Here is a 16,384-nt window from a genome sequence, read left to right as displayed (position 1 = left end):
GTCTACCTTTCACACGGTAAACCGTCTACCAGCAGTGACACCGTTAACCAGCAGTAACAACGCTCACCAGCCAGTACAGAGCGGGGGAAATGCGGCGCTGCATTGAGTACAGCGCCGTGATTTTGATTAAGGTTGAGCCTCGTCAGAATAAACCTGAACGCGCAGGTCTACCCACCGACCTGCTGGTATATCAATCGGCTCGCCGTCGTCATATCCATCGCGCTCATTACGCGCAAATGCTGGCGCTGTTGGATGGGTTCTATGATACGTTTTCACGATAACGTCACCTGTCGGCTCTATTTCGTAGTCTACCCATATCAGCGGCTGCTTGTTCTCATCTGCCGGAACTTCAATATGCCATGCTGTATCCGAGCATAATCCCATAATCGCACCGGACAGCCGGTAGACTCCCTCTGAGATTCGCTCAGACGTTACACCTACCGCCTCGCCATTTGGTTCACTGCCGCCGTCCCCGAACAGTTTGACGACAGGCGATGCGCGTTTAATAAATCCGTTAGCATCAACCACTGTATTTGTTGGTCCCCACATAGCCCCGCCAGGCCCTAACAAATCACCATTATTAAATAAGAACCAGTTTCGCGTGTACGCCCCACCATCTGTACATGTTAATATTATTGCTGAGGTATTGGGGCTATTGGTGCCATCAACATAAAATCCAAACGAAGAATACAATACCCACCCCGCAGAAGCGTTACTTGCTTTAATAGCAAGGTTTTTAACTACTGAGTTTGGACCTACGGCAGCGGAAGACAAAAAACCAGCTTGTGGGATTACAGCAGATGAACCACCTGAGTATGCTGCATTGTAAACATACTGAGTATCACCAACTTTCATTACCTGACCAGTCTCTGTTCCGGCATTAAGAACTGCCGCGCTGCCAAGCCCCAAGTTTACCCGAGCCACCTCGGACGTCGTGGCCCCCGTTCCGCCTTGGTCGAGCGGCACTGCGCCATCGGTCTTGATAGCCGCTTCGCTTAAACCGAGGTGTTCGAGAGCTGCACCTTTGTCAGCCGCCGCGATCAGCGAACGGCCAAATTCGCTAAGAGCGGCGGTCGCAGCACTATCTCTTCCGGTGAAGTAGATGATTTGGTTTGCTGCTGTCTGAAGCGCGGAAATTGATTCTAGTAGTGCTGATAACTGAGCTGGCGGCCCTTCTTCCCCAGTGGGAATTCCCAGCTTCAGCTTATTCTCTTCCGCATCCCATTCCGCTGTGGCATTTGAGCCAGGCGGCAAGGTGCTGGCTTCAGCCGTTAACGATTTAACGCTGTCGGCTGCCGCCGTTGCTATCCCGGCCTTCGTCGTTGCTGTCGTTGCCGCTGATGTTGCAGTATCAGCGGCGTCGGTCGCTACCCCTGCTTTCGTCGTCGCTGTCGCTGCTGCGGCTGTCGCGGTATCGGCGGCTGATGTGGCCACTCCAGCTTTCGTTGTGGCTGTATTGGCGGCGGTCGTAGCCGTTTCGGCCTTCGTCGTTGCCGTGTTCGCGGCAGTTGTGGCCGTCTCCGCTTTCGTTGTTGCGGTAGTCGCCGCCGTCGTCGCTGTCTCGGCTTTCGTCGTTGCCGTGTCCGCCGCCTCCGTCGCCGTATCAGCAGCATCCGTGGCTATTCCCGCTTTCGCCGTCGCTGTTGCTGCTGCTGCCGTTGCCGTGTCTGCTGCGTCGGTCGCTGTCTCGGCTTTCTCTGTTGCCGTTTCCGCCGCCTCCGTCGCCGTGTCTGCTGCGGTCGTCGCGGTTTCGGCTTTCTTCGTCGCCGTCGTGGCTGCCGTTGTCGCCGTGGTAGCCGCGCCGGTCGCAATGCTGGCCGCCTGCTGCGCCTCTGACCTGAGCTGTTGGAATATTTGGACGAGTTCCGGCGTTAAATCACTCTCGCCGGGCATCATCAGGAAATCGTTTAGCGTCCCCGACACGGAGTCGGAATAAACGAGAATGTCGCCGACGGTCTTCGGCGGATATCCATCAACATAGAGCGAAACCGAATATTCACCCGGTTCCACTTGCATGTTATAGGCACCGGAAATGTCCAGCCCGAGTTGCGCCTCGGTTTTCGTAATAACGGTAAGAGACGTTTTTTTACAACGTAGTTCAATAGTGCAGGGAATAGGTTTCCCCATCCCATCTTTCAGAATGCCGCTAATTTGAATAGCCATAATTGACCTTTAAATTTTAGAAATAATCGGAGAGGTTAAGAACCGGAAATGAAACCGGAGATACGCAAGAATAGGACGCGGCGCCAGCCTCTTTGAATGAACCAAGATATTCGCCGGGGCCGCCCGCGATACTGCCGTTATACATCTTGACGCCGCAGCGGCTCCACAAATAGTAGTCTTTGCCGCCGCTACCCGTGCGCATCGCGCCAACACTACCAACAGGAATTAGTGGCGCCGAAACCGGACAGGCCGTCCAAGTTCCTGGCGTTTTGTTTAGTGCCGCCACCCCGGCTAAAAATATCGGAGCATATAGAGATGAATACGTGCATTGCCCTGCTTCGTTAAATATAGCGTCGCCGTACATTGGAAGCTCAAGGTTAAAACCAGACGTAAAAACACACACGTTAGCCCACACGCTGGCGCTCTTGCCATCGGGGGCATAGCATCTGATTTGCTTCGATGCATTGTCGAACGTCAGCGCCGCATTCGGGTCGCTCCAATTAGCAAAAACAACGGCATTCTGTCGCGCGGGAATAGTCGTCGGGACACTCCACGCCCCGTTGATATTGACCGAACCTCGCCAGACGCAGCAACCTGCAGTATTACTGTTCAACTCCATATAATTGCTACTATCCGACAATATAACGCCATACGTCGAGGTCGTCGTTGACACCCCCAATATCTCGAATGCCGCGAATTTAACAGTTATTAGGTTATGATTATTGACGTGAAAATTAACGACGTTATCGTTAATACTCAGGCTATCTACAACGGCGGCCTGCGCCCATGCGCCACCGTCGATCATAGTGCCGAACATAATCGGCACGAGGTAAAGCGTTGAGCCAGCCGTTTTATTGGGTACAGAAAACGAGCCGGAATTATTTCTAATCCCGACCTCATAATACCCCAAATAGCTCATAGCCCTACTGCCTGCTGTCAACGTAACGGCGTTCCCAATATCCGGAAACGCTATCACTCCATACTCATCCATATCGTAGCCTCCCTGCCATCCATCGAGTCCGGCCATATTCATCAACAACGCTGATGGTTTGACCATTTGTAATTTGAAGGCCCGTGGTACCATTCCCGTTAACAACAGAAAGATTCCCGGCAGCGTCAACCATAAAACGGTTATTAATATTCAACGTTCCGCCCTGAATATTTGCCGCCACAAGCTGTCCGCCTCTAATAACCGGCGCGTAAATTTCAGTACCGGCCACCAGCCGATCGCCTCGAATCGTCCCCAGCGCGATTAAGTCGCCATCAAGGAAAAGCTGAGGCTTTATCCATGCCCGCCCGTCGTACATCCGAGAATCGGAGTTTGTGACCTTTCCTGCGTCGTTCACAGCGTAGAATGTCAGCACAGTATCGACGCCGGGATCGGAGCCGAACGCAGTGCGAAATAACGCATTAACCACCGCATCGTCTTCTGGAAATATGCCGCCAGCCGACTTAATCCTAAAAATACCGCCTCCGCCGTTCCCCAAATCATTTTTAGATGAGATGCTAGTCCCGTCCAAAAGCTGAATTTGTCCTTTTAAGACAAGCGTCTTCCGGTTGTTGTCCCAATAAAGGTTTCTTTCGAAAGAGTCCGGATCGGTGAAGGAAACGAAGTCGGCCAGAAAGTCGATAGCACTAGCCTCATCCCCGGCGGTAACAGTGATCCCCGTAACCCGGTTATCTTTATTCACCACCAGCGCGGCGCGGTCAGACAACAGGACGATATTACTGCTGTTTTCCTCAACTAGATTTTGCAGGTCTTTGGCCCAATCCAACTTCGGAATTTCGGGGCCAATCAGATCAAGAATGTCCTCTGGCTTAAGCTGCGTTCGTACCCGCTGAACCAGCAGCGCCGAGCGGCCAACGCCATTAACCGCCTGCACGCCGTACCAGTATTCAGTGTCAGGAGCACAGTTAACGTCATTCAGCACCGACGCCCGGCCAAGATAGTTCGACTGCGCCAACACTTCCGCTTCGCTCATACCTTTATAGAACTCGTATTGAGTCCCTAAACTCGTAGGTTTTGTTACAACCGGTTTGATAGTGACGCTGAAGTTTCCAGCGGTGATCTGCAGACTATCCGGCAGCGCCGGCGGCCCGATTTCAAAAACTGCTGTCGTCTCCGTCCCTATCTGACCAGCTGCGCTTTTACCCCGGATTGATACTGTATAATCGCCCAGTGGCAGATTGCCGCATAAGAATTCGGTATCCCTGACGGTTTCGCGTTTATGTACAGCATCACCGCGCAGCAATTTCACCTCGAACGACAGATCGCTAATCACTCGGGGCGTGTCCCATGTCATCCGGATCTGATACGCGTCGGAGTCCGGAACGGCTTCAATCTGTAGGTGTTCAACCGGCGGAATGGCGCCACTGTATAGCGTGTTTGTGTCCGGCTCAAAGACGGTGCCGCGATCAACCACGGCCTCTTTCTGGGGTTCATGCTGTACGGCGGTGATAGTGTAAACCCCGTCGGACTCAGAGATACCCAGCGCGCGGAAAAGCTCCGGTTTGAGGGAAGCTGTCGATAGGGTCCACATGCCAAAGTCGGTCATGCCGGCAATGGCTTTACCAAGAACCAACACATTCGGCTCTGGCTGAGAGAACACCTGCACACGCTGCGGCGTGCCGTCGGCGTCGATATAACCAAAAAACGCCTGCTCCCCTTCGTTAATCACAACGTCTCGGTCAAGCGTGACAGTTTGCCGGTCCTCGCTGATACTGACGATGCGTCCACCGATGCGGGCGCCAGCATAGTCATTGTCAGCGATTTCGATAATGTCACCCGGCAAATGCTTGAGCCCTTCCCGCCCAACTTCAAACGTGATTGTCATGCGTTCCAGGCGTTCAGTTTCAAGAAGCCACTTCCCGGCGCGGTGCGCTTGCCCGCGTGACGTACAACCGAAAGCATCCACCTGCAGGACGTTCAGTCCGTAGCGGGCTATCATGTCATCGTCCGCGACGTACTCTGTCGCCGTCTCCCAGCCGTTAAACGGGTCGATATAACGAACATGCGCCGCCGTGTGCCGGGCTTTTTGCGCTGAAGATGAGCGGGAAAATTTGCCGTCAACGACGTTAGCATTGCTGTAGCGCCAAACAGGATCCGCCGGACGGTCCATGATTGCCGTCATTTGAAGCCCATTCCATACTGGGATGGAACGGAAAATAGAGCCTAAGTCGTTTAACAACTCATATGCTGCCCGCGCATCGGTGATATATGCATTACACGTCATTCTTGGCTCTGTGCCACCAAAGCCGTCGGGAACGAACTGATCGCAATATTGGCCGATGGTATAGAGCATGAATTTGTCAGCGCCGAACGGCCCGAGCCGCTTCCCCATCCCATAGCGTTCATTCATCGCCATATCGTAATAAATCCAGGCGGGATTGTTGGTCCAGCCAAATTTAAAATTTCCTGACCATACGCCGCTATACGTCCGGTTAACAGGATCATAATTGTCCGGAATCCGTATGATCATTCCGTCGATCAGATACTGCCGACTAGGCACGCCGTTGAACTGCTCGGAATCAAACAGCAGGCCGACCGCCGCTGTGTTGGGATACGTGAGCTTAGTGTCAATGATTTCGGTATAGCTTGACCATAGCGTCCGATTTTCAAGCCGCGATGACGTGCTGTCTTCTATCGTGCGGGCCACTCGGATATTAAACGGGCGCGGCGGCAGGTTATCGATAATGACTGAGCGCAGATATTGGCTGCGCGTCTTCCCGCTAAAATCAACAGTTTCAACCGTCCGCCATACAGAACCGCTCCCCACCTGTACCAACAGCTGCACGCGGCTTCCGTTTGTGTCGCCTTTATCATTCACTTCATAGAGAGCTTGAACGCCGACTGTTACGCGGATCCGATCAATATCAACATCCGTAATGGTTCGGACAATTGGCGTGCTGTACTTTACTTCGCTGCCAACGGATATCTCATTCTCTGACGACGGGAAGCCGGAAAGATGCTCCTGTGTCTGTGTACCCGCAACCCACTGAAGCTGAACGCCGGAAAAGTTATTTGTACCATCATCCCCCTGCACCGGCGTTTTGTTCAGATAGACGCCACGCAGGCCGCCTACCGGTCCCTCGATCGGGCCTTCGCAAAGCATGTCGATAATTGAGAGTTGCTGTCGTGATTTAAGCGAGTCCGGCGCCTCAGTTGGCGTATGTGAACTACCACCACCTTTACCCATATAGAAAACTCCAGGCATAAAAAAGCCCGCACGGGGCGAGCTATACGAAAAAAGAAATGGATTACAGCGTGCTTAGGCCTTGTGATAGCACCTTCGAGCCGATCATCATCCGGCCATAGCAGAGCGGGACTGGCTGCCCCTGAGCAACCGTATTGTCGAGATTGGAGAACGCGGTATTATTGTTACCCTCTCCATCATTGGCTGTTTTTGTTTTTGGCATTTTGGTGAGCATTGTTGCTATGCCACCCAGCATCATACCGGCACCGGCGGCAATCATCCCTGCTCCGCCATACGCCGAAGAAAAAATACCAACGATCACCATAGCGGCACCAGCGACAAATTGGATAATCCCCATGCTGTTTTTCGCTCCCACCGCGCGCGGGATAATGTGAATTACGTCATCATCGCGCAGCGGCGACAGCATTCCCGCGTGCAGACCACCTTCGTCGATATCTCGCCCGGCGATCCGCACGCGGTAAAAGTCACTGGCAATATGCCGCTGCAGGCCGGGAATTTGCAGTATTAACCCACGGAGCGCCTCGCTCGCTGTGGGTGCGTTCATAGTGAACTTGCGTCCATATCGTTGGAGATCGCCATAAAACCGGACGATTGCCATTGGTTATGCCTCCATATTGAATGCGTGTAGTTGAGCCAGTAGCCGTTATAAAGGTCCCGGCGGCTAAGCCGGTTCGGGCAGTGGTGTAAGATCATCTGCTCGCCGCAGTAGATGGCTGCGTGATTCGCCGTCGCGGTACCGAGACAGATTAAAATGATGTCGCCTGGCTCTGGAGCATCGACGCGCTGAAAGCCTGTCGGTTCCATATTCGTCAGATAGAGATTCTCCCCTCGCGCCCACCATTCGTCCGTCCGAGCAAAATCCGGCATATCGACGCCAGCAAGATGATACGCATCACGGAACAGCGTGTAACAGTCCGTGGCGCCATGTTCGAACTGGCGGCCAAGCAGCGGCGGAACGTTCCGGAATTTCCGGATTGTTCCGCCGCAAACAAGCCACCACTCAAGAGCTGTGCGGCGCTGTGCGGCCCTGTCCGCGACACTTAGGGCCGGCAGCCCGTCGGGGTGACTATGAACTACTGCGACAACCTCCCCGGCGGTATGCGCCCGTAGCCAGTCGTCAGGCGATATCTCAAACGATTCCGTCGGCGACTCGGCGACATTGGCGCAGGGCATATAGTGCCGCCCGGCGGCCGTCTCTATAACGAAGCCACATGACTCCGCTGGATAGCACGCCGCAGCGTGATCCAGTATGTCTTTTTCCATAATGATTACCGGGACATTTTAGATACTGAGGGGAACCCGCCGAACGGCAGCGGCGCATTTCGGCCAAACCGCAGCTTGCAAGACGACAGGCGCTTGCCGCACTTATCGCATTTTGGATCTGTTGTAGGGGTGTCAAACTCATCAGCCACCGGCCCGCCGGTGTAGCTGCATTCTGAACTGCGATAGATCCAGCCGCAGGTGTCCGCTACGATGATCCGCGCCGGCAGCTTTGCCCCATCGCTTTCACTCGGCAGCGCAAGTTCAAACGTAGCGAAATCAGCCAGCAGTGTCGTCATGCGCTCAACGATGTAGCGCGACACCAGCTCCTGGGTTGGGTCTGCGTTAGGGTTGCCCTGATAGAAGTTGGCCGCATCCAAAAATTTCGCGTAGACCTGGCGCCGGGTGACGATGCCGCCCACAAGATCGTCATAGTCTTGGCTCAGCCCGGTAATCAGCCCTGTCAGGTTGGCGACGGTCATGGTCGGGCGGTTGCTTGTACCCTGGCCGTTGAATTCAAATCCTTTCGCTTCTATGGGGTATGGCGTATATGTGTGGCCCTGCCAGACGACATCCCCGCGCATTTCGTTCATGCCGGAGTGGAACCGGTAAAGATCGCCGCCGATGTGTGTCAGGTCTAAATCAAACAGCTCAATCAAAACCTCTTGGCTCGGCTTCGCTGTTTCCAGTAGCGTCTCCGTTGGTAAATTATGCATAGCGTCCCCTGAACATTAGGCAAGAAAAAGCCCGCGTGCAGCGGGCTTGTGTGAATTAGTCTTTATCGCTCATTAGTTAGTGAGCTTCTTAACTCTATGATGCAATTCATTGAATTTACCGCCACTCAAATAGCAATGCATCACATCTTGTACTTCTATCCCTAGGGGATTTTTAGCCAGAACCATAACCGCTATATCATCCGAATTATGGGATATAGTTTTGTAGTATTTTACTGTTTTAGGAGATGAAAAATTGTCACGCTCATAGTCAACACAGAGTTGACCTGGATCCTGAGTTAACCGCCGGATATTCGATTTCACCAGATAGTTAAAATCGTCTGAAGCCAACATCAATAGCCCAAAAACCAAGACTGCGCCAACAACTGATAATATGATTTTTTTCATGCTTCATCCTGTTGCGTCATTAAATTCAATCTATTACGCCATTACCTCTTCAAATTCGCAAGAAATCTCTGTAACCGTGCTTCGGATGTTCGACGTCCATTTACGGCAGACAAACCGGCTTTGTTTGTAGCGATATGGCGGAGTCCACAGGAACGCAGCTACCCCTCCGTGGCGCGCCAGAAATTCATCCAGTAGCCAAGCCTCTGCACGTGGAACCCTGAATGTTACCGAGTATTTTAGCAACTTATTGTTAATACCCTTCTTCTGTCGCTGTTCATAGCCGTCGCCAAATTTTACAACCCTAACGTCTGGCTCTGCCTGAACAGACATTCCCGGCACGGGAACCCAATTAAACGTTTCCATTCGACTCCTTAACGTCTGCTTAAAAGCCCGCCGTCCCGCGATTGCTCCACAAGAGCTTCCCTAATTTTCCCCGTAACAAATTGACTCAGAAGCTTTGCTGTCTCCGGCGAAATGCTGCTATCGCTGCCGCCAGAATTTTCAGGACCGGCAATAGAAACAGGGACCTCAATATTAATTTGAGTGGTACCGCCAGCGCCGCGCTGTTGCGTCTGATTCTGGCTTTTCAAGTAGGTCTTCAGATCCTCGTTGGTCCTCCGATCTACTACCCGCTCACCTTTATCAAGAAGCCAGGTCCCCTCTTTCGGAACATCATCAATCCCTGAGTGGGCCATACCTGTTAACGCCTGGCTGGCCACAATTCCAATGGAAAGCATTCCTTGAGCTTGAACAAAATCAGCAGCAGTCTCACCAGAAATAAGCCCCCCCAACAAAGCTCCGTGAGCCCTGGCCGCCGCCGCCGCCATTTGCGTTTGAACCATAATCGAAGGAATAGCCAACGCTTTCTGAACAGCTAACAGAACTTTCATCGCTGTCGTATTTTCATGTCCTGAGTTTTGAATCAGGTCTGAAGTTAACGATGCAAACTGACTTGTTACCGTGAACATTGTCTGGGCAGCTTGTGCGCTGGTTTGCTGCAGCTTCTGGGTTCTATCGCTTTCAGCCTGAACCCTCAATTGACCATAGCGCTCTTCTATCTCGGCAATTCTCTGAGCATGCCCCTCAGCCCTCAACACCTCCTCTTGCTGGTAAGCATCAAGTAAGGCTAGTTTTTGCGTATATTCATTCTGGATTTGTGCCGTAGGGTCAACATCAGCCCGCAGCCTATCCATAGGGTTTACAGCGTTTTCAGCCTCAGCCCGCAGCCGCTCCCGAGTGCTATCAACATATAGAGCCTGCTTTGCCCGGTTGTATTCCTGCGCGTTCAATAGCTCGCGGGCATACAACTCTTTTAGCGTGTCGTTCGTCTCCTGTGTTTTACGAATCAACGCCTTCCCTGGGGAAAACTGCTCCGCTAAAGCCTGCCTTTCTCGGGTGTATTTCTGGGAAATTTGTACAGATAAAGCCTCAACCTCAGCCAATGAGGCCGATGATTTCTTGGCTGAATCCAGCATCTTTTGCTTTGCCTGCTGCTCTTGCAAATCTATACGGGCCAAGCTTGAGGCGTTAGCCTGTTCAATCTCCTGCCTAAACGTATTGAACTGATTAACTTGTCCAGAATGTTTGCCGGCCCCACCGGAACCAGAAAAGCTGCTCCCATAGCTAATTTGCTCAGGCTTAATCGATGCCTGTTTTTCTATCTCCTCACGCCGCTTTACTAAGGCTTCACGGCTTTTATTCAGTTCAGCCTGTTCAGCCGTTAGTTTATCGGTTGCATAAGTAGGAACGTCCCCGCCGGTTTTTTTCGCAACTTCAAGTGATTTCCAGCGCCCGGCTACATTTTCCAGTTGCTTATCAACCTCCCCAAGCGTCTTATCAAGCTCGGTCAGCTGTAAGGTTTTCATATCGGCGGTGAGCTGCCTAACGCGTTCAGATAGATCCTCTGTAGGGCTCTTTGCCGCAAATGCATTAGCAGCAAACGTGGCTATCCCGGCGGCAGCCATGACGGCGATCCCCATCGGCCCACCAACCAAACCGAGCGCACCACGCATCAACCCACCAGCCGCCGATGCGGCTCTGGCACTAACGGCTAATTGAGCATTTGCCGCCGTCAGTTGCCGCTTGGCGGCTGTTTCCGCTATCGTGGCCTCTCTTATGACCCGTGCATTTTTCACGTAGTCAGCCTGGTAATTAACCACTAGGCCATTCTGCCTATTAATGGCTGACTGCGCGGCCATCCACTGGTTATGCGCGATAGTTTGCGCCTTTATTGCCTGCGCCCCCTCAAGTGCGGCCTTGGCGGTTGCCGCCTGCTGCACTGCCGCCTTTCTCGCGGCCATCTCTGAATTAACCCAGGCAGTTATATTCTGCTGAAGTCCGGCGGTAAGCTTATTAGCAAGGACGGGGATAAGCGTGTAGAGCGCGACTTTAGAGACTGTATCAAAGTTTTCAGCGAGATAATTTACGGCATCCGATGTGCCTTTAATCGCACCGCGTAACGGCCCGCTGGATGACTGGCCGATCTTGATGGCCATTCCTTCAAACGAACCGGCCAGCGCCTGCAGATCGCCGTTCAGGTTATTAACCCGCACAGCGGCTTGCTCATGCGCTGACTGGGTGCCGGTAAGTGCCTGCGTCAAGCTATTGAGCTTTTCTCGTTGAGAAACCAAAATCGCCGCGGCGTTATAGTTCTCAAGTCCAAATAGCTTAATCGCCTGTGTCGTGGATAAATTCTTCTTAGAGAGATTTTCTAACGCTTTCTCAAGCCCAACAACAGAGGGCTTCAAATTGCCATCTGTCGCTTTCTCCAGCCGTAGAATTACGTTTCGCAGCGCGGTTCCCGCTTCCCCGCCTTTAACCTCTCGCTCAGCTAATACCTGAATCGCGGCATTTAGCTGTTCAAATGGAATCTTTGCCTGTGCCGCTGCTACACCACTATTTTTAATAGCGGCGGCCGTGTCCTGTACTTCTGAGTTGCCAGCTGCCGCGCCGGCGGCCAATACGTTGATAAACCGATCGGCCTCTTTAGCGCTGGCACTGAACTGGTTCAAAGAAAGCGCCAGCGCTTTTGTTGCCTCCGGCAAAGCTACACCGGACGACTGTGCCAAAACTAACGCACTCTTTGTCACCGTCGCTAGGCCGTCTGCCGTTTCCATCAGTTCAGGCTTTGCGCTGGCCATTAATTTAAGTGCCTCAACCGCTTCCGAGGCACTATATCCAGTAGAGCGGCCCATATCCTGAGCCGCTTTATTCAACTCATTGAGCTGCCGTCCGGTAGCCCCTGTAATAGCAGACAGATCGGACAGAGACTGCTCATATTTACGGGTTGTATTGATGATGCTACCAAACGACAGCCCAGCCCCTGTCAACCCTGCAATCAAGCCGCTTGCTTTCGCAATTTCCCGAGAAAGCCCGCTATAGGCGTCAGTTGTCTTTTTGGCATCGGTCCTTGCCTTGCTGTTAAACGTAGCAAAGCGACGCTCTGAATTGCCTAACGATTCAAAAAGCTGTGCTTTAAAGCTCGCAGCATTCAAGTGCAAGCCGACAGCCAAAGATGCAACATCTGCCATTATGATAATACTCGCATTACAGCCGCGCATTGAGCGTCAATATCAGACACTGCGGGCATTTCAGGATCGGAAGTGCTTATGGCGCCGGCGCTAATCTTGAAATACGCCTGCCAGTGCAAAAGAATATCCGCGGGGAGTTGCGTTACTTTTCGTGGGTCTATCTCGCCGAAGCGCTCAGCCAGTTGGAAGGCCAGCATTAACCACGGCGAGGCGAGGAGTTTTTTTCCGCTTCCTCCAGTGTGCCGACGCTGTGTTTTTGCACTTTCACTAACGCATCCATTAGCGCCACGTTATCGTGAACGGCTAATACCTCCGCAGCCGTCGGCAGGTCCTCCGCTGGGATCTGGGCGCCGTTTTCATCAACGAGAGCCGACAGGATAAAGTTGACGCTAAAAACAGACTGCCCTTCTGCGTCTTTTTTGTCCCGAATGAGAGCTGATTCACGATCGTAATCGATCAGCTCCTGCGCCGTCTTCCGGCGAATAAACACGTCGGCCCCCAGGATATGAACGGATTCAGCCGTATTTCCCGGCGTCAGCAATTGTTCTTTCAACGACTTCATATAATTCCTTAATCTTTATCTTATTAACAAAACCGTTCTTATTCGCCAGAAGGCGCTTCAGTGACCGTTCCCCAGGTCAAATTGTTCTGTTTGCCCTTAACCGTGATCTGAATCACCTCACTCGCAGGGGCGGAGATTTCATTCATCTCCCAGCCAGATAGCGAGAGGATCGTCGTTGACGTGCGTTTGTTTGGCAGCTCAACATAAAATTGAACTGTCTCTCTTTTTTCAGCTGCATTTAGAAATGCGGCGAAATCTTCATTCGTAGGATCATCGATAAATCCTAGCGATTTTTCCGGCCCTTCCGGCAAATCTGAAATAGACTGCTTATTTTTGTCTAACAAAGTCGTGCAATCGACAAAACCGCCGGTTAATCCTGTAGCGCCGAGAGCTTTACAATTCACCAACGGTCGTAATGCACTGACCGCGGCGCCAACTGCACCAAACTTAACAACCGTTCCAGCGGGCAGCATGGCGTACTCTGGGGATGATTTTTTTTCACTTCCCATCTTTTAACTCCTTATATTTCTATATGATTGAAGCGCATCACGGAGCGCTTGGGTTAGCTTATTAAGAACGGCCCGCTTGTTGTAATCGAGGGCCGGTCGGATGAAGGCTTGGGGGACTTGTTTAATGGTTCCGTATTCTTGTGCCACGGCTTTCATACGGTGACGCTTTGACGGGCCAACAAAAACAGAAACGCCGTTACGGCGCTTTTTAGTTGTGATCTTAATGCTGTCGCGCATGTGCTCACTGCCGCTTGAGTCATCAAACCCAGCGTTTGCCTGCATATCCTCTTTAACGACCTCCATCGCTTCCCGGCCAGCTTGCCGGAGGATTTTTTCTGACACTTTTTGATCAAGCCGTTCGAGCTGTCTTGCTAGCTCGTCCAGCCCCTTAATCTCCATCGTTATCACGCGGCCCCCTCGGGATAGATGATGATGAAGTCCCGTATAACAGACCACCGGACTGTATTTTTTGTCAGCTCCTCCCGGCCTTGCTTAATCCCTCCACGCTGCACTGTCTGCACAGGATGGTTGCCGATATACCCATGGCTCACCGACTCCCAAGCATCACAAACGGCCCTGTCCAGCCTCAAGGCCTTTTCGTAATCATTCAGTATGTAAATACTGACTTGAAAGCGAGCCTGAACAAGATGAGTCGTGATTAGGCCTGAGCTATAGCGAGGATCGCTAATACGCTGATAGGTGATGCCTTCCTGGGCGTCTTTTGGCAGTAGTAAGGGAAAAACAGGAAGTTTCGTTATACCGGAAAGAGACTGACGAATGTCACTCTCTATCATGGCGGACATCTGCCTCCGTTGTAATGATAAGCTCGGCCGAGTTATTGCGATCGCAGGCGCGTACAGTAAAAAGCCGCTTCTGATATTCAATAACCCAATCAATTTGAACGTCTGAGCGAGGACTTACCGTAAATTGCAGAGTTTCGATAACCTGCTCTTGCTCAGCGGTCCGAATCTTGCGGTTAGAAATGGACTCAACCTTTGCCCATATCGAGACCACCTTCACCAACTCGGTACGAACATCCCCCAAATCACCAGAAACCAGCTGCGGAGAATAAAGGGTAATGACCTTATCTTTCTCACCAGTTTTCATTATTCACCTATACGTTTATTAGGCGATACGGCCCCAACATCACCTTCACCCCGTTCGGCATAACCGACGGGTCTCGGTTCACATAAAAGTGGTTTACAGCCAGCATCAGCGCTAACTCGATATCCTCAGAAATCCGCACCCCATCAGGATCCGTATCTGGAATATCCTTATCGTACAGAGCCCGGTTGATATAAATTTCCGCCTGCTTTCGAGCGGCGCCGAGATATTTCAGAAGCAAATCATTCTCAAGTTCATTGTCTTCATCAATCCGGCACTGCTTTCTCAACATTTCAAGCGTTGGCAATGGCATATTTTACCGCCTGTTACTTTTTGCTCTTTTTGGTCGGCTCTGGCTCTGGCTCTGGCTCTGGCTCTGGCTCTGGCTCTGGCTCTGGCTCTGGCTCTGGCTCTGGCTCTGGCTCTGGCTCTGGCTCTGGCTCTGGCTCTGGCTCTGGCTCTGGCTCTGGCTCTGGCTCTGGCTCTGGCTGCGGGCCAGTGTTTTGTTCAGGTGGTTTATTGTCAATATCGCCGACAATTTCCAATTCGTGAGCGATTTCTATCGCCCGTTCGGGGAGATCGTCGTGGTCTCCCTTCTTAATTGTTTCTACATGGCAGCCGTCCGGGGACCACGTTAAATCGCGAGTAAGTCTGATCATCGTTCATCCTTATAAACAGAAAGGGGGCCGAAGCCCCCATAATTGTTATGCGCCAGTGCCAATCTTCAGCAATTTGATTGCCTGCGAGTCCGTCAGCATGCCGCCGGTGCGCTTCGTCGTATAGAAGCCTACGAAAGGCTTGTTGGTGTACGGGTCACGGAGAATGCGCGTGCCGATGCGATCCACGATGGTGTAACCGCGCTTGAAGTTGCCGAACGCGATCGCCTTGGAGTCTGCCGCGATATCGGGCATTTGCTCATTTTCCGCCACGCCATAGCCTGCCAGCGTGGACGGCTGGCCCACCTCCAGACCGGGCCGCCACAGATAGTTACCCTCGGAGTCTTTTAGGATGCGAATCGCAAAGAGGCTATTGTTGTTCATCATGAACTTAGCGCCAGCACGGTGAACTTTACGCAGGGTATACACCAGCTTAAAAATTGCATCGGCAGTAACACCTGCAGCGGCACCAGAGAGGATATGCTGGAGCGTGCCAAATGCGCGGAGCTTGTCATTGTCCAGGCTGGAAGCATACGCCAGAAACCCTTTCGGCTTTTTAGTGCCGTTACCGCTGGTAAAGGCGATCTCTTCCTGCTCGGAAAATTCCACCGCCAGCTCGCTATTGATCCACGCTTCAACATTGAAGAAGGCATCGTCAAGCATGGTCTGGGTTGCCTGCGGGTTACCGTAAATCTCACCCATAAAGGGTTCAATCTGACCAAGCTTAGAGGCATCGGTAGCTGGACGCTGATCCGTTTCCCCCACCCAGCCAGACGCCGTACCGCCAAGATTGACGAGCTTTTTATAGTTGGCGCCACCAACAGTGATTGTCGTAGCCTCCTGCCTCATGACGACCTCATCTTTCAGCAGTTCCAAAATAGCGCGGTCGAGTTCTTCAGGTACTGCGAATCCACCATCTTCATCAACACCAACCTGCAGCGCTTTACGCTCCAGATCACGCAAGCCGTCATCCTTGCCTTTGCGCAGGAAATCCATAAAGGCGCCCTTGTGCTCACTGGCCGCTTTGGTTTCCGTGCCACCGCCGGGGCGTTTCAGCGCAGCCAATTCGGCTTCCAGCGAAGATTTCAAGGCATCCAGCTCAGACAGCTTGCCGTTCAGGGTTTCCACTTCGCCCGCCAGCTTGCTCTTTTCGCCTTCGATGGCATCAATGCGCTTGTCGTTCTTGGCTCGAAAGTCATTAAACTTCGCCTGCAGATCCTGCGCCACCTGTTCAACATCTTTAATATCAACAGCCATAAGTTATT

Annotated in this window: 18 protein-coding genes and 1 pseudogene; 1 reads left to right on the top strand and 18 read right to left on the bottom strand. The window is 52.3% G+C overall.

Annotation, left to right across the window (positions count from 1 at the left end; all coding sequences use genetic code 11):
• Nucleotides 1-126 precede the first annotated feature (126 nt).
• Entirely contained in the window at nt 127-1,254 is a 1,128-nt protein-coding gene (locus V8L73_RS06190) for a hypothetical protein (protein WP_347254397.1), read from the bottom strand.
• 1 nt (nt 1,255) lies between these two features.
• On the opposite strand from V8L73_RS06190, the gene V8L73_RS06185 reads away from it, so the two are divergent.
• Nucleotides 1,256-1,936 (top strand): hypothetical protein, encoded by a 681-nt coding sequence (locus tag V8L73_RS06185; protein ID WP_347254396.1) that lies wholly within the window; start codon nt 1,256-1,258, stop codon nt 1,934-1,936.
• On the opposite strand, the pseudogene V8L73_RS19830 reads toward V8L73_RS06185, so the two are convergent.
• The 17 genes and pseudogenes from V8L73_RS19830 to V8L73_RS06105 form a co-directional block, all read right to left on the bottom strand.
• Nucleotides 1,831-2,127 (bottom strand): annotated as a pseudogene (locus V8L73_RS19830) (prophage tail fiber N-terminal domain-containing protein); the annotation flags it as partial. The gene V8L73_RS06185 and the pseudogene V8L73_RS19830 overlap by 106 nt on opposite strands.
• Nucleotides 2,128-2,179: 52 nt before the next feature.
• Nucleotides 2,180-3,154 carry a DUF6453 family protein gene (locus tag V8L73_RS06180; protein WP_347254395.1) on the bottom strand — a complete coding sequence of 325 codons (975 nt, stop codon included), beginning with the start codon at nt 3,152-3,154 and terminating at the stop codon, nt 2,180-2,182.
• A complete protein-coding gene (locus V8L73_RS06175) occupies nt 3,147-6,359 on the bottom strand; it encodes a host specificity protein J (RefSeq protein WP_347254394.1) in 3,213 nt (1,070 codons plus the stop codon). Before V8L73_RS06175 ends, V8L73_RS06180 begins: the two co-directional genes overlap by 8 nt.
• 61 nt (nt 6,360-6,420) lie before the next feature.
• Nucleotides 6,421-6,921 (bottom strand): tail assembly protein, encoded by a 501-nt coding sequence (locus tag V8L73_RS06170; RefSeq protein WP_347254393.1) that lies wholly within the window; start codon nt 6,919-6,921, stop codon nt 6,421-6,423.
• Entirely contained in the window at nt 6,918-7,640 is a 723-nt protein-coding gene (locus tag V8L73_RS06165; protein ID WP_347254392.1) for a C40 family peptidase, read from the bottom strand. The genes V8L73_RS06170 and V8L73_RS06165 overlap by 4 nt, the downstream gene beginning before the upstream one ends.
• Before the next feature lie 5 nt (nt 7,641-7,645).
• Complete coding sequence (locus tag V8L73_RS06160; protein ID WP_347254391.1) at nt 7,646-8,353, bottom strand: phage minor tail protein L; 708 nt, start codon at nt 8,351-8,353, stop codon at nt 7,646-7,648.
• Between the two features lie 72 nt (nt 8,354-8,425).
• Nucleotides 8,426-8,758, bottom strand: a complete 333-nt coding sequence (locus tag V8L73_RS06155) for a hypothetical protein (RefSeq protein WP_347254390.1) — start codon at nt 8,756-8,758, stop codon at nt 8,426-8,428.
• Nucleotides 8,759-8,791: 33 nt separating this feature from the next.
• A complete protein-coding gene (locus V8L73_RS06150) occupies nt 8,792-9,121 on the bottom strand; it encodes a phage tail protein (RefSeq protein ID WP_347254389.1) in 330 nt (109 codons plus the stop codon).
• A gap of 8 nt (nt 9,122-9,129) precedes the next feature.
• Nucleotides 9,130-12,288 carry a phage tail tape measure protein gene (locus V8L73_RS06145; RefSeq protein ID WP_347254388.1) on the bottom strand — a complete coding sequence of 1,053 codons (3,159 nt, stop codon included), beginning with the start codon at nt 12,286-12,288 and terminating at the stop codon, nt 9,130-9,132.
• 196 nt (nt 12,289-12,484) lie between these two features.
• Nucleotides 12,485-12,850 carry a phage tail protein gene (locus V8L73_RS06140; protein WP_347254387.1) on the bottom strand — a complete coding sequence of 122 codons (366 nt, stop codon included), beginning with the start codon at nt 12,848-12,850 and terminating at the stop codon, nt 12,485-12,487.
• 38 nt (nt 12,851-12,888) lie between these two features.
• Nucleotides 12,889-13,359 carry a phage tail protein gene (locus tag V8L73_RS06135; protein ID WP_347254386.1) on the bottom strand — a complete coding sequence of 157 codons (471 nt, stop codon included), beginning with the start codon at nt 13,357-13,359 and terminating at the stop codon, nt 12,889-12,891.
• A 3-nt stretch (nt 13,360-13,362) separates the two neighbouring features.
• Nucleotides 13,363-13,758: an HK97-gp10 family putative phage morphogenesis protein gene (locus tag V8L73_RS06130; RefSeq protein WP_347254385.1), complete on the bottom strand. Its 396-nt coding sequence runs from the start codon at nt 13,756-13,758 to the stop codon at nt 13,363-13,365.
• Nucleotides 13,759-13,763: 5 nt separating this feature from the next.
• Entirely contained in the window at nt 13,764-14,162 is a 399-nt protein-coding gene (locus V8L73_RS06125) for a hypothetical protein (RefSeq protein WP_347254384.1), read from the bottom strand.
• Complete coding sequence (locus V8L73_RS06120) at nt 14,140-14,466, bottom strand: phage head closure protein (protein ID WP_347254383.1); 327 nt, start codon at nt 14,464-14,466, stop codon at nt 14,140-14,142. Before V8L73_RS06120 ends, V8L73_RS06125 begins: the two co-directional genes overlap by 23 nt.
• A 7-nt stretch (nt 14,467-14,473) precedes the next feature.
• A complete protein-coding gene (locus V8L73_RS06115) occupies nt 14,474-14,776 on the bottom strand; it encodes a head-tail connector protein (RefSeq protein WP_347254382.1) in 303 nt (100 codons plus the stop codon).
• 13 nt (nt 14,777-14,789) lie between these two features.
• Nucleotides 14,790-15,122 carry a hypothetical protein gene (locus V8L73_RS06110; protein ID WP_347254381.1) on the bottom strand — a complete coding sequence of 111 codons (333 nt, stop codon included), beginning with the start codon at nt 15,120-15,122 and terminating at the stop codon, nt 14,790-14,792.
• A 45-nt stretch (nt 15,123-15,167) separates the two neighbouring features.
• The gene (locus V8L73_RS06105; protein WP_347254380.1) at nt 15,168-16,376 is read right to left on the bottom strand and encodes a phage major capsid protein; all 1,209 of its coding nucleotides are present in this window, start codon (nt 16,374-16,376) and stop codon (nt 15,168-15,170) included.
• Nucleotides 16,377-16,384 lie beyond the last annotated feature (8 nt).

This window comes from Leminorella grimontii (genome assembly GCF_039789245.1).
Classification (GTDB): domain Bacteria; phylum Pseudomonadota; class Gammaproteobacteria; order Enterobacterales; family Enterobacteriaceae; genus Leminorella; species Leminorella grimontii.
The sequence above is the reverse complement of the archived record's forward strand: the minus strand, read 5'-3'. Positions and strand labels throughout refer to the sequence as shown.

Bases quoted from the DNA above. Each gene is read 5' to 3' on its own strand.
- V8L73_RS06145 (WP_347254388.1), bottom strand. From the start codon at position 12,288: ATGGCAGATGTTGCATCTTTGGCTGTCGGCTTGCACTTGAATGCTGCG.
- V8L73_RS06155 (WP_347254390.1), bottom strand. From the start codon at position 8,758: ATGAAAAAAATCATATTATCAGTTGTTGGCGCAGTCTTGGTTTTTGGG.
- V8L73_RS06140 (WP_347254387.1), bottom strand. From the start codon at position 12,850: ATGAAGTCGTTGAAAGAACAATTGCTGACGCCGGGAAATACGGCTGAA.
- V8L73_RS06125 (WP_347254384.1), bottom strand. From the start codon at position 14,162: ATGTCCGCCATGATAGAGAGTGACATTCGTCAGTCTCTTTCCGGTATA.
- V8L73_RS06160 (WP_347254391.1), bottom strand. From the start codon at position 8,353: ATGCATAATTTACCAACGGAGACGCTACTGGAAACAGCGAAGCCGAGC.
- V8L73_RS06170 (WP_347254393.1), bottom strand. From the start codon at position 6,921: ATGAACGCACCCACAGCGAGCGAGGCGCTCCGTGGGTTAATACTGCAA.
- V8L73_RS06175 (WP_347254394.1), bottom strand. From the start codon at position 6,359: ATGGGTAAAGGTGGTGGTAGTTCACATACGCCAACTGAGGCGCCGGAC.
- V8L73_RS06105 (WP_347254380.1), bottom strand. From the start codon at position 16,376: ATGGCTGTTGATATTAAAGATGTTGAACAGGTGGCGCAGGATCTGCAG.
- V8L73_RS06130 (WP_347254385.1), bottom strand. From the start codon at position 13,758: ATGGAGATTAAGGGGCTGGACGAGCTAGCAAGACAGCTCGAACGGCTT.
- V8L73_RS06135 (WP_347254386.1), bottom strand. From the start codon at position 13,359: ATGGGAAGTGAAAAAAAATCATCCCCAGAGTACGCCATGCTGCCCGCT.
- V8L73_RS06110 (WP_347254381.1), bottom strand. From the start codon at position 15,122: ATGATCAGACTTACTCGCGATTTAACGTGGTCCCCGGACGGCTGCCAT.
- V8L73_RS06115 (WP_347254382.1), bottom strand. From the start codon at position 14,776: ATGCCATTGCCAACGCTTGAAATGTTGAGAAAGCAGTGCCGGATTGAT.
- V8L73_RS06165 (WP_347254392.1), bottom strand. From the start codon at position 7,640: ATGGAAAAAGACATACTGGATCACGCTGCGGCGTGCTATCCAGCGGAG.
- V8L73_RS06180 (WP_347254395.1), bottom strand. From the start codon at position 3,154: ATGGATGAGTATGGAGTGATAGCGTTTCCGGATATTGGGAACGCCGTT.
- V8L73_RS06150 (WP_347254389.1), bottom strand. From the start codon at position 9,121: ATGGAAACGTTTAATTGGGTTCCCGTGCCGGGAATGTCTGTTCAGGCA.
- V8L73_RS06120 (WP_347254383.1), bottom strand. From the start codon at position 14,466: ATGAAAACTGGTGAGAAAGATAAGGTCATTACCCTTTATTCTCCGCAG.